The 12085-nt window shown below is 59.6% G+C and carries 11 protein-coding genes; 4 read left to right on the top strand and 7 right to left on the bottom strand.

Translation table 11 applies throughout. The features are described from left to right. Positions 1–222: 222 nt before the first annotated feature. The gene (locus tag HMPREF9720_RS02275) at positions 223–945 is read left to right on the top strand and encodes a hypothetical protein (RefSeq protein ID WP_009596579.1); all 723 of its coding nucleotides are present in this window, start codon (positions 223–225) and stop codon (positions 943–945) included. Positions 946–1086: 141 nt separating this feature from the next. Here HMPREF9720_RS02275 and HMPREF9720_RS02270 read toward each other — a convergent pair whose 3' ends face one another. Then, positions 1087–1866, bottom strand: coding sequence for a formate/nitrite transporter family protein (locus HMPREF9720_RS02270; RefSeq protein WP_039939620.1), 780 nt, complete (start codon positions 1864–1866; stop codon positions 1087–1089). Positions 1867–2217: 351 nt separating this feature from the next. Here HMPREF9720_RS02270 and gyrA point away from each other — a divergent pair, with 351 nt between their 5' ends. Both gyrA and HMPREF9720_RS02260 read left to right on the top strand, forming a co-directional pair. After that, the gene (gene gyrA / locus HMPREF9720_RS02265) at positions 2218–4773 is read left to right on the top strand and encodes a DNA gyrase subunit A (RefSeq protein WP_009596570.1); all 2556 of its coding nucleotides are present in this window, start codon (positions 2218–2220) and stop codon (positions 4771–4773) included. A 38-nt stretch (positions 4774–4811) separates the two neighbouring features. After that, positions 4812–6158 (top strand): tetratricopeptide repeat protein, encoded by a 1347-nt coding sequence (locus HMPREF9720_RS02260; protein WP_009596555.1) that lies wholly within the window; start codon positions 4812–4814, stop codon positions 6156–6158. Positions 6159–6318: 160 nt separating this feature from the next. On the opposite strand, the gene HMPREF9720_RS15775 is transcribed toward HMPREF9720_RS02260, so the two are convergent. Genes HMPREF9720_RS15775 through HMPREF9720_RS02250 form a run of 3 tightly spaced genes read right to left on the bottom strand, consistent with a single transcriptional unit; the run spans position 6319 to position 8389 of the window. Beyond that, complete coding sequence (locus HMPREF9720_RS15775) at positions 6319–6540, bottom strand: AAA family ATPase (protein WP_412197186.1); 222 nt, start codon at positions 6538–6540, stop codon at positions 6319–6321. Then, positions 6525–7058 carry an AAA family ATPase gene (locus tag HMPREF9720_RS02255; RefSeq protein ID WP_009596537.1) on the bottom strand — a complete coding sequence of 178 codons (534 nt, stop codon included), beginning with the start codon at positions 7056–7058 and terminating at the stop codon, positions 6525–6527. Before HMPREF9720_RS02255 ends, HMPREF9720_RS15775 begins: the two co-directional genes overlap by 16 nt. 5 nt (positions 7059–7063) lie before the next feature. Further along, entirely contained in the window at positions 7064–8389 is a 1326-nt protein-coding gene (locus tag HMPREF9720_RS02250) for an MATE family efflux transporter (RefSeq protein ID WP_009596585.1), read from the bottom strand. A gap of 176 nt (positions 8390–8565) precedes the next feature. Between HMPREF9720_RS02250 and HMPREF9720_RS02245 the strand changes: the two genes are divergently transcribed. Next, positions 8566–9837, top strand: coding sequence for a pseudouridine synthase (locus tag HMPREF9720_RS02245; protein ID WP_009596563.1), 1272 nt, complete (start codon positions 8566–8568; stop codon positions 9835–9837). Positions 9838–9874: 37 nt separating this feature from the next. Here the strand turns inward: HMPREF9720_RS02245 and HMPREF9720_RS15770 are convergent, their stop codons facing one another. From HMPREF9720_RS15770 to HMPREF9720_RS02235, 3 genes are read right to left on the bottom strand one after another with little or no spacing between them, the layout of a single operon-like run. Continuing rightward, the gene (locus tag HMPREF9720_RS15770; protein WP_009596584.1) at positions 9875–10606 is read right to left on the bottom strand and encodes a clostripain-related cysteine peptidase; all 732 of its coding nucleotides are present in this window, start codon (positions 10604–10606) and stop codon (positions 9875–9877) included. 21 nt (positions 10607–10627) lie between these two features. Then, complete coding sequence (locus HMPREF9720_RS15765) at positions 10628–11365, bottom strand: hypothetical protein (protein ID WP_254654351.1); 738 nt, start codon at positions 11363–11365, stop codon at positions 10628–10630. Beyond that, positions 11326–12063, bottom strand: coding sequence for a DUF4919 domain-containing protein (locus tag HMPREF9720_RS02235; protein ID WP_009596581.1), 738 nt, complete (start codon positions 12061–12063; stop codon positions 11326–11328). Before HMPREF9720_RS02235 ends, HMPREF9720_RS15765 begins: the two co-directional genes overlap by 40 nt. Positions 12064–12085 lie beyond the last annotated feature (22 nt).

The raw sequence follows: 12085 nt of genomic DNA, 5'->3' as shown, positions 1-12085 counted from the left end.
GTGCTGCTGTCAGCGGCCCGGACGGCCGCCGCCCGCGGGATGCTTTCCGAAACCGCCGCCCTAACCGAAACCGCCGCCGCGTCCGCTGTTTCCTCAGCGTCAGCCGAAACCATTGCATCTGCTGTTGTCTCGTCGTCTGCCGAAGCTGTTGCGTCTGCTGTTTCCTCGGTGTCAGCCGAAACCGCCGCGTCCGCTGTTTCCTCAGCGTCAGCCGAAACTTTCATGTCCGCTGTTTCCTCAGTGTCTGCCGAAGCCGCGTCGGGTCTTCGTGCGGTTTTCCCGGAAACCACCGTATCCGCTGTTCCTGCGGCCGCAGGTGATTTCTTCCGGTCCGGCGTTCCGGCTGCTGCTGCATCTCCCGCATCCTCCGCGGCGGTTGCCGCCCTTGAGCCTTCTGCCGACGGACGGGCCGCTGAGATTCTCGAAAAACTGGCTGCGGGATTCCGTGCGCTGGGCGCTTACGGAGTGACGTTCGAGGTCAGCTCGGACGAATACACCACCCGCGGCCGTTATGCCGTCGAGGGTGAAAACTACTATATCGCGGTGGGGGAGGCGGAGGTCTACTGCGACGGCAAAATCCGCTACGAGATCGACAACCGCCGCCGCGAAGTGACCATCGACGACGTGGATACTTCAAGCCGTAATCTGCTCAGCAACCCCGCCCATGCCTTCGACTTCATCGGCACCCAGTATGCCCCCTCGCTGGTGAGCGACGCGGAGGGCCGGGCCGTCGTGCGGCTGACCCCGACTTCGGCGGACGCCTCGCCCGCCGGGGAGATTCTCGTTACGGTCGATACCGCCGCGATGCGCCCCGAATCGCTCCGCTACGATTACGACGGCGAGCAGGTCGGCATCGCCGTTCTCGGCGTTGCCCCGCTCGACACGCCGCTCAAAGCCTTCTCCAAAGGGGACTACAAAGGTTACGAATTTATCGACTTCCGCTGATACGCCTGCGCGGATATACTCCGGCGGATACTTTCCGTGGATACACTTAGTGGATACGAACGGCGTGCGTATGTGACGGCTCATGCCCCGGATTGCGCGCCGGACTGCCGCGTCCCTGCTGCCGCAGGAATTTCCTGCCGCTTATTTCCGGTTGAGATACCAGTACAGCCCGCCCACGAAGAGCCCGCCGCCCACGATGTTGCCGAGCGTGGCCGGAACCAGATTGCCGGCGAACAGCTCCGCCGCCGATACCGGTGCGCCGAGCAGCATGCCCAGCGGGATGAAGAACATGTTGGCGATGCAGTGTTCGTAGCCGATCACCACGAAGCACATGATCGGGAAAAACAGCCCCAGCATACGTCCCGGCACGTCGTTGGCGCTCATTCCGAGCCATACGGCCAGACATACCAGCCAGTTGGCGCCCACGCCGCGTAGGAAAACCGTGCTCCACGGCAGCGATACCTTCGCCTGCGCAATATTGCAGGCCGCTTCCCGCCACATTTCCGACGACAGCACGCCGGGCAGAACCACCATAAAATAGGTGAAGAAGAGCGCCCCTGCGAAATTCCCCATCCACACGAGCGTCCAGTTGCGCGCTACTTTGCCCCAGCCGTACCGGCGGGCGAGCGCCCCCGGCATCAGTACGGCGTTGTTGCCCGTGAACAGCTCGGCTCCGGTGAATACCACCAGTATAAGCCCCAGCGGGAATACCGCGCCCGACAGCAGGCGCTGGAATCCGGGCGCTTCGGCCGCTCCGGGGAACCCGAATCCCGCCATCAGCGAGAACAGGCCGCCTATGGCGATGTATGCGCCGGCCAGAAATGCGAGTATGAGGGTCTTGCCGGCCGTATTTTGCAGTTTGTCCGCCGCGGAGCTTCCGGCCAGCGCGAGGACCTCTTTGGGGGTATTGATTCGGGTCATAAAATTCGGGTCGAAGCCGCAAAGGTAAAAAAATCCTCCCGAAACGGCAAAAAAGCGGGGCGTGCTTCCCGGAAATCGTTTTTTCCGACTTTTTCTCCGGCGTCTGAAAACGCATGCGCCCCCACCCGGCCGCGGCCGCCGGCTCTCGCCCGGCTGCAAACAGGCTCGTTTTCTCCCGACACCTCGTCGGGAGATTTTTTTCAGGCCGTCAGATCGGCGGAAAAGGGGCAAAAACGGGGTGCCGGTCCGGAAATCTTGTGCACCGGCGTCAGATTTATCGCCCTAAAGTTGCTCAGATCGGAAATAAATCGTATTTTTGTTCGTTAAAAGACCGTAATTTCAAGAGACAAGATGCTAACTGAAGAAGAAAAGAATGCCGGTTTGGTAGGACGTATCATTCCTATCAATATCGAAGAGCAGATGAAGTCGGCGTACATCGACTATTCGATGTCGGTCATCGTGTCGCGCGCGCTTCCCGATGTGCGCGACGGCATGAAGCCCGTACACCGCCGCATCCTCTACGATATGAGTGCGGAGCTCAACCTCTACTCCGATAAGCCCACCCGTAAGTCGGCCCGTATCGTCGGCGACGTGCTCGGTAAGTTCCACCCCCACGGCGATACGTCGGTCTACGACGCCATGGTGCGTCTGGCTCAGGACTGGTCGATGCGTTATCCGCTGGTCGACGGTCAGGGTAACTTCGGTTCTATGGACGGCGACTCGCCTGCGGCCATGCGTTACACCGAGGCCCGCATGAAGAAGATCACCGACGAGGTGATGGCCGACATCGACAAGGAGACCGTGGACTGGACGCTCAACTTCGACGATACGATTCCCGAACCCACGGTGCTTCCCACCAAGATTCCGCTGCTGATCGTCAACGGCGCGAGCGGTATCGCCGTCGGCATGGCCACCAACATGGCCCCGCACAACCTGAGCGAGGTCGTAGACGCCTGTTGCGCCTATATCGACAATCCCGAAATCACGGGCGAGGAGATGCTGCAGTATATCAAGGGCCCCGACTTCCCGACGGGAGGTATCATCTACGGCTACGAGGGTGTCCGCGAGGCGATGCTTACGGGCCGCGGCCGCGTTATGATGCGCGCCAAGACCGATATCGAACATACCCCCAGCGGCCGCGAGTGCATCGTCATCACCGAGATTCCCTACATGATCAACAAGGCCGAGATGATCAAGAAGATCGCCGACATGATCAACGAGAAGAAGATCGAGGGCATCTCCTACATCAACGACGAATCGGACCGCAACGGCCTTCGCATCATCATCATTCTCAAACACGACGCCGTCGCCAGCGTCGTGCTGAACACGCTCTTCAAGAATACGCCGCTGCAGACTTCGTTTGCAGTGAACAATATCGCGCTGGTGAACGGCCGTCCCCAGATGCTGCCGATGCGCGATCTGGTCAAGCATTTCGTCGATCACCGCCACGACGTGGTGGTGCGCCGTGCGCGCTTCGACCTGAAGAAGGCCGAGGAACGCCTGCATATCGTGCAGGGTCTGCTGATCGCGCAGGACAACATCGACGAGATCGTGCACATCATCCGTTCGTCGCAGACGCCCGACGCCGCCAAGCAGACGATGATCGAGCGTTTCAACCTGAGCGACATTCAGGCTTCCGCCATTATCGAGATGCGCCTGCGCGCCCTGACCGGACTCGAATACGGCAAGCTGATCGCCGAGCGCGACGAACTTACCAAGCAGATCGCCTACCTCAAGGAGGTGCTCGAAAACGTCGGCATGCAGATGCAGATCATCAAGGACGAACTGCTCGAAATCAAGGAGAAATACGGCGACGAACGCCGCTCGGAGATCGTTTACTCTTCCGAGGAGTTCAACCCCGAAGACTTCTACGCCGACGACGACATGGTCATCACCATTTCGCACATGGGCTATATCAAGCGTACGCCGCTTGCCGAGTACCGCACGCAGAACCGCGGTGGCGTCGGCGCCAAGGGCAGCGCCACGCGCGACGAAGACTTCATCGAACATATCTACGTGGCCTCGATGCACAATACGATGCTCTTCTTCACGGAGAAGGGCCGCTGCTTCTGGCTCAAGGTGTACGAGATTCCGGAAGGCGCCCGCTCTTCGAAGGGCCGTGCCATCCAGAACGTCATCCAGATCGAACCCGACGACAAGGTCCGCGCCTACATCAACGTCAAGCGTCTGAACGACGAGGAGTACGTCAACAACAACTTCATCATCATGTGTACCAAGGACGGTACGATCAAGAAGACCAAACTCGAAGCCTACTCGCGTCCGCGTCAGAACGGCGTGAACGCCATCGTCATCCGCGAAGGCGACCAGCTGATCGAGGCCAAGCTCACCAGCGGTCAGGCCGAGGTGATGATCGCGGCCCGCGACGGCAAGGCCATCCGCTTCAACGAGAGCACGGTGCGTCCTATCGGACGTGTCGGTGCGGGTGTCCGCGGCATCTCGATCGAGGAGAGCGACGAAGTGGTCGGCATGATATGTGTCGAACCCGATTCGAAGCAGGACGTACTGGTGCTGAGCGAGAACGGTTACGGCAAGCGTACCGATCTGGACGAATACCGCATCACCAACCGCGGCGGCAAGGGTGTGAAGACGATCAATGTAACGGAGAAAACCGGCAAACTTATCTCCATTCAGGCCGTTACGGACGACAACGACCTGATGATTATCAACCGTTCGGGACTTACCATACGTACGGCAGTGTCGCAGATCCGCCTTGCGGGCCGCGCGACGCAGGGCGTGCGTATCATCAACCTGCGCGAGGGCGACGCCATTGCTTCGGTGATGGCCGTACCGGCAGCGGGCGATGAAGACGAAGAAGTACAATCCGCAGAGGTCGCTGCAACCGGGAATGACGCCACTCCCGAAGCGGACCGTCCGGCGGAGGAGTAATGAAGAAATGACTTTAAAACATTAAAATTCAATCTGTTATGAAAAAAGTATTTTTGACGGTCCTTGCGGTGGCTCTCGTAGCAGTTACTGCCGTTCAGGCCCAGAAAGTAAACAAGTCGGCGCTTGTATCCAAGATCGAGAAGAGCGACGCCGACATCGCCGATGCGAAGAAGGGCGCCAAGGCTGCGACGTGGATCAACCGCGGCAAAGCCTTCTACGAAGCGGCTATCGAACCGACGAAGAGCCTTTTCGTCAATATGGATGCCGCGATGCTCAAGCTGGCCGTGGGCGAACCCGCCTCGACCGAATCGGTGACGCTCGTCAATGTTCCCTACGAGGCTTGGGTCTATCCTTGGTTCACGGCATATATCAAGGACGGCAAGATCGCGACTTGGAGCCAGACGCAGTGGGTGATTGAAGACGCTCCCGCCAAGGCTATCGAAGCCTACAACAAGGCTTATGAAATGGCCCCCAAGACGGCCGATAAGGTCAAGGAGGGGCTCAAGCAGATCAGCGACTTCTGCTCGCAAGTGGGCAATACGGGCATCGACACCGGCAATTATGCCGATGCCGCCGACGCCTATGCACTGGCTTTCGAAGCCCAGTCCAGCCCCGCTCACGGCAATCCCGAACCCGCGCTGCTCTACTATGCGGGTTATCTGCGCACGGTGGACGGCGCTGCGAACCCTGCATCGTACGTCATCGGTGCCGATTACCTGAACAAGGCGCTCGATCTGGGTTATAACGACGAGGAAGGCAATATCTACTACTACCTTTTCCACTGCTACTACGGCCAGAAGGACGCCGACAAGGCCAATGTCCTGAAAGCCAAGGATGCGCTGGTCGCCGGTATCAAGAAGTTCCCGAAGAACGAGCGTATTCTCGACGGTCTGGTGCAGCTCTATACCAATCCTGAGGATTCGGTGGGCGACCCCGCCGACTTGGTGGCGCTGATCGACGCGGCTATCGAGAGCAATCCGGAGAATGTGGATCTTTGGTTCGGCCGCGGCCGTATCTTCTTCGCGCTGAAGCAGTACGACGAAAGCATCGCATCGTTCCAAAAGGTCGTCGAACTGAAACCCGAACTCTTCGAAGGCAACTACTATCTGGGTGTGTTCTACACGATCAAGGCCGACGAGATGAACAAGGTGATGAACGAGAAGCAGTACAGCAGTCAGGCCGCTTACGATGCCGACCTGAAAGCCGCCAATGCGGTCTATATGGAGGCTATTCCGTGGTTCGAGAAGGCCCACGAGCTGAAAGCCGACGACTTCAATACGCTCGACATGCTCAAACAGCTCTGCTTCCGTCTGCGCGACGAACCCGGCATTCAGGAGAAGTATGACACATACTTCCCGCTCTGGAAAGCCGCCAAGGGCGAATAACCGCCGCATAACGGGCGGGACAGCCCTCCGGCAATATAGAACCACCCGACTCGCAGGAGCCGGGTGGTTTTTGTTTGCGCTCTTTTGTCTGGCGCTTTATCCGATGCTATGTCCGGTGCGCACTCCGAATAAGGAATAGCCCTCGAACTCAGTTCGAGGGCTATTCCTTCTCCAGCTCCATCTGTCGCAGTATTCCCCGGCGGTCGAGGATAAAACGCTTCATCAGCCGGAAGTGGGAGGTCTCCTCCAGTTCGGTCGGTTCCAGTCCGCGGTCCGTGATTTCGTATATCTCGGCGCCGGGGTAGGACATGACGATCGGCGAGTGGGTGCTGATGATGAACTGCGACCCCTGCTCGGCCAGCTGCTTCATCCGGCACAGCATGTACATCTGGCGCGAGGGCGACAGTGCGGCTTCCGGCTCGTCGAAATATAAAGTCCGTGTCCGAAGAGCCGGTGTCCGAGCAGCGCCAGAAAACTTTCGCCGTGCGACTGCTGGTGCAGCGACTTGTCGCCGTAATATTTCAGTACGCCGTCGGCGACGTTTTCGATTTCCGTCGCCACGTTGTAGAAACTCTCCGCCCGCAGGAAATAGCCGTCGCGCGGCTGGAGTCCGCGTCCCAGAACGACATGTTCGTAAAGGTCCGAATGGCTGGCGCGCGTTGCGAACCGGAAGTTCTTGGACCCTCCTTCGGGATTGAATCCCGCCTTGACGGCTATGGCTTCGAGCAGCGTCGATTTTCCCATGCCGTTCTCGCCCATGATGAAGGTCACGGGCCTGCGGAATTCCAGCCGCCGGAAGTTGGCCAGCGCCGGAACGGTGTACGGATAGGTCTGCGGCGTTTCGCCCTCCTCTTTCAGGCGGACGTATTTGATGTAGAGCGAATCAGGGGTCAGTTCCATGGCGGTCAGACTGTCGCTTTCACGTAAATCGACCGCAGGCGGTGCGTCATGAAGTATTGGAGCACCCCGCGCAGGAACATGTAGAGCGTGAACGCCAGCCAGAGCGCGTTGTTGCCGATTATCGCGTAACCGACGTAGAAGATGCCGAAATAGGCCGCCGTGGCCCAGAACATCGAGTTGCGCATGACGCGCGTCTCGGTCGCTCCGACCATGATGCCGTCCATGATGAAGGGCATGGCGCTGGCGACCGGAATCAGGATGATCCATACGATATACTCTCCCGCCAGCTCCACGATCGTCGCGGCATTGGGCGCCGTGCTGTCCACGAACAGCCCCACCAGTTCGCGCCACCAGCCGATATAGATGCCGACGAACAGCACCGACACGGCCGTGCCCCACGCGATGCAGCGGCGCAGGCAGTCGCGCAGCGCCCCTTCGTCGCGTGCGCCGATGAATCGGCCCGTCAGGGCTTCGGCGGCGTATGCGAATCCGTCGTTCATGTACGAGAAGAGCGTAAACAACTGCAGCAGCAGCGTATTCACGGCCAGCAGCGCCGGTTCGTCCATGCGGGCCGACGCCCCCGTGAAGAAGGTGTAGACGGCCACGATGCAGAACGTGCGCAGCATGATGTCGCGGTTTACGATGAAGAAGGTCCTGAGCGGTTTCAGGTTCACCACCTCCGCCCAGTCGATTCCGGTCAGTATCCTGCGGTAGCATGCGAAGAGCAGCAGGGCGGAGAGGGCCACGCCCGTCCACTGCGCGATTACCGAGGCGTAGGCGATGCCGACGATCCCCATGTCCAGTCCGAATGCGAACCAGAGGCTGCACAGCACATGGACCACGTTGACCGTGATGGCCGTGAACATCGGTATCAGCGCGTTCTGCATTCCCGTAAACCAGCCGTTGAAGCCGAACAGCAGAATCCCCGCCGGCACGGCCCAGATGCGGGCGTAGAAGTACTCGCGCGTCATGTCGTTGCCGTTGAGTCCCCACAGGGCCAGCTCGCCCAGCGGGTATTGCAGCAGCAACATCAGCAGGCCCATTCCTCCGGCCACGAGCAGCGCCCGGACCAGCATGTTGGTGCATTCGCGGAAGTTGCCCGCGCCGAACGCCTGCGCCGTCAGTCCGCTGGTCCCCATGCGCACGAACGAGCAGTTCCAGTAGATGAAGTTGAAGATCGACACGCCGATGGCCAGCGCGCCGATCGTTGCGGCCGTATCCGAACCCCAGTGCCCGGCGATCGCCGTCGAGACGATGCCCATGAGCGGCACGGTGATGTTCGAGACGATATTGGGGAGCGCAATGCGCAGTATTTCACGGTTCATGTTCATGGAAAGCGACGGGGAAATACCCGGCAAACGGCGCCGGGCGTTGTTTATGGATGCAAAGATAACGCAAAAGCGGCGAATTTGTAACGGCCTGCGGCTTTTATCTCCGAATCGGGCACGCAATATGCTTTTATCCGGAAAATTCGATTAACTTTGCCGCGTAAACATTCAAACTGATTATGAAAGACTTTAAAAACGACTCGACCTCGGTGCTTACGCGTTTCGGACGCGACAAGCGTCAGCGTACCGTGACCGCTACGGCGGAGCGTGTCGAGCGTCGCCCGCGTTTGCAGCGTGATGCTGCCGATTCGGAGCAGCCGTCCGATGACCGCAAGCCCGTCAAGCGGGCGTCGTACAATCCCCACTTTACGGAGGACAACCGTCCTGCATTCGACAAACCGCGCCGCAGTTTCGGCGACGAACGGCAGGGCGACCGCGCCCGTTCGGACGAACGTTACCGCGACGGCGACAAACCGCGCCGCTCGTTCGGCGATAAGCCCCGCGGCGAAAAACCCGCCTATGGCGACAATCGGGGACCCAAGAAATTCGGCGACCGCAAGTTCGGCGACAAACCCTACGGCGAACGTAAATCCGGCGACAAGCCCGCCGGCGACCGTCGGTTCGCAGACAAAAAGTCCGGCGACCGCAGGTTCGGCGACAAACCCTATAAGCCCGGATTCCGGAAGCACGACGACAAGCCGGCTTCCTATCCGAAGTTCACGCCCGAAAAGCAGATCGGCGAAATGCGCCTGAACCGCTTTCTGGCCCAGTCGGGACTCTGCTCGCGCCGCGAGGCCGACGATTTCATCACGGCGGGTCTGGTGACCGTCAACGGTCAGATCGTCACCCAGCTGGGCACCAAGGTGCTGCCCACCGACGAGGTGAAATTCAACGACAGCCGTGTGCAGGGCGAAAAGAAGGTCTATCTTGTGCTCAACAAGCCCAAGGGCTATGTGACTTCGCTCGACGATCCGCATGCGGGCAAAACCGTCATGGAGCTGGTGCAGGGCGCCTGCACGGAACGCATCTACCCGGTGGGGCGTCTCGACAAGAACAGTCTCGGACTGCTGCTGTTCACCAACGACGGCGATTTGACCAAGCAGCTCACCCATCCGGCCTTCCGGAAGAAGAAAATCTATCAGGTGTCGCTCGACAAACCCCTGACGCGCGCCGACATGGACCGCATCGCCGAGGGCATTACGCTCGAAGACGGCGAGATTTTCGCCGATGAGATTTCCTATGTCAAGGACAACAAGCAGGAGGTCGGCATCGAGATCCATTCGGGCCGCAACCGCATCGTGCGCCGTATTTTCGAGTTCCTCGGCTATACCGTCACCAAGCTCGACCGCGTCTATTATGCGGGTCTGACGAAAAAGAACCTCAAGCGCGGTGCATGGCGTTTCCTCTCCCGCGAGGAGGTCGAACGGCTCAAGTCCGGCCAGTACGAATAACGGAAAAGGGTGATTCGCAAGAATCACCCTTTTTCATTCAATGCGTGTCCCGGTACCAGCTCGTCTGCTTGTTCTCCTCGACGTATTTGTCCGACGGTTCGCTGAACGACACTCCCGAATAGTAGGCGACGGGGTTCATCCGGCCGTTGTACGCCGAGTAGAATCCCGGTGTGCTGAGCCGTGCGGCTTTGGGAAACGCCTTGTCCAGCTGCGCTTTGAAATCCTCTTTCAGCTTCGCGTCGCCGCAGGCCAGTTCGACCCAGTGGCCCAGATCGTAGAATATGTGCGAAGACATTCCCTCGTAGCTTTGCAGCTCTTCGGCATAAGACTTTTTCGGCGCGGCGTTGATGCGCCGCATGACCTCCTTCATGCCCTCCATTTCCGACATCACGGCCAGCGAAATGCAGCCCGATTGGGTCGTCGCGTCGTTCATGTAGAAGTTCCAGAATGCTTCGCATACCTTTGTCAGATCGCGTCCTTTGCCGCCGTCGGTGAAGAACCACGGCATCGCCCGGTCGTAGGGGAATCCCTGTCCCATGATTTCGCAGGGCGCGGCAATCACGTAGTCCGTGCATTCGCGCAGGTCGTAAAGCGTCTCGATATTGGCCATGAAGCAGGCGTCGAAAAGCAGGTAGTCGGTCCTGTAATTCTGGGCCTTGACCGCCGCTGCGAAGTCCGTAATGTCGATCGACCGTCCCGTGTCGCCGAACGAACGGGTCGTCAGCGCTCCCGGCGCCGGGGTCCATAAATCCTCCAGCTCCTTCGACATCCGGGCCGAGTAGCTGAGCGCTCACTGATTCGCGGGCACCCACGCCTTGCCGTGACAGCCGACGATGATCCCGTAATGCTGCGCCGGGGCGAATGCCTCCACGTCGGCCAGCATGCGCTGTACGCATGCGGGATCGGCCGCCGCGAAATCGTCGTAGGTTTTCAGCAGCGCGAATGCGGCCGCCTGCTTTTCGGCGTTGAAATACGCCTCGTACATTTCGGCCTGCGAGTGCGCGTTGGGCTGATAGCAGACCAATACGCGGCCGTCGCCCGGAACGTTGGCATCGACGGCTTTCAGGACGCCGTCGATATTCTGTTTGTAGAATTTCAGCAAATCCCGTCCCGGCATGTAGAGCAGCATGGTCTGCGTCGCCGTCGCCGGACTCTGCGACACGGTGACGCTGCACTGCGCGCCTCCTGCGTTCAGAGTCAGCGCGACCGTCCCCAGCTTGACGCGGCTGCGGCTCGGATTCCCGTCCGACGCCGTCACCGTTACCGTCGTCTCGCCCCGGCCGCCTGCGGTGGGGGAGATGCCGAATCCGCCGCCCGTGGTGGTCAGCGTCCACGGTCCGGTCGCCGTCACGGTGAACGCCGCTGCCGATCCGGCCGTGCTGCGCAGCACCGCTTCTTCCTGTGAGCTCGTTATTTCCGCCGGCTCCCGCTCCTTTTCGCAGCCGGTGAAAACCGCCAGCGCCAGCAGCAGGCACAATGCGCGCCGGATTATTTGTACGTACGGGGTTTGAGGTTGTTGAACTGCCATGTGCGGTCGCGTTTATAGGTATAACCTTCGGGTTTGTTCCAGTATATGCGTCCGAAGTCGTAGTAGAGTCCCTTGCGCTTCTTGCCCTCCACCGTGTAGGGTACGGTCAGCGGGATGAACTCCACCGTTCGGCTGATGATGCGGCTCTTGTCGTACGAAAGCCCTTCGGTGGCCATCACGTCGAGCGCGTGGTCGAACATCAGGATATGGCGCGGCGTTTTCTGCGTCAGCGCGTCTCCCGACTCCCGGATCGCCCGGATGACGCCCTGCATCCGGTTGTAGTACATCTTTTCCTGCAGTTTGTTGCCCAGCGCGCCGTGGGCGTAGGCCATCAGGTTGAGGATCTTGGGGCTGAACGGATCGCGGGCCAGCGCATCCTCGCCCGTGTAGAGCATTGCTTCGAGCGTCTCGACGGCCGGTTTGTCGGGATCGAGTCCCGAAGCCATCAACAGCAGCTTGTCCAGATCGGGATTCGAGTCCAGCGGTTTGTAGCTCTCCTGATAGGCGTAGCCGTAATAGAGGTAGTGGTAATCCTCGTCGGTCAGCGTTTCGTCGCCGGCGTTGTAGCGCATCATCAGCGACGGATAGTAGAACGGCGACTCGGCGTCCATCGTCTTGTTCTGAATATCCTCCTCGTCGGGAACCTTCGCCGCGGCCAGCGCCGGAAGCAGAAGCAGTAACAGCAGTAAATTTTTCATATCCGTGTTTTAGTCCGTATTT

The organism is Alistipes sp. HGB5, from assembly GCF_000183485.2.
GTDB lineage: Bacteria > Bacteroidota > Bacteroidia > Bacteroidales > Rikenellaceae > Alistipes > Alistipes finegoldii.
The sequence above is the reverse complement of the archived record's forward strand: the minus strand, read 5'-3'. Positions and strand labels throughout refer to the sequence as shown.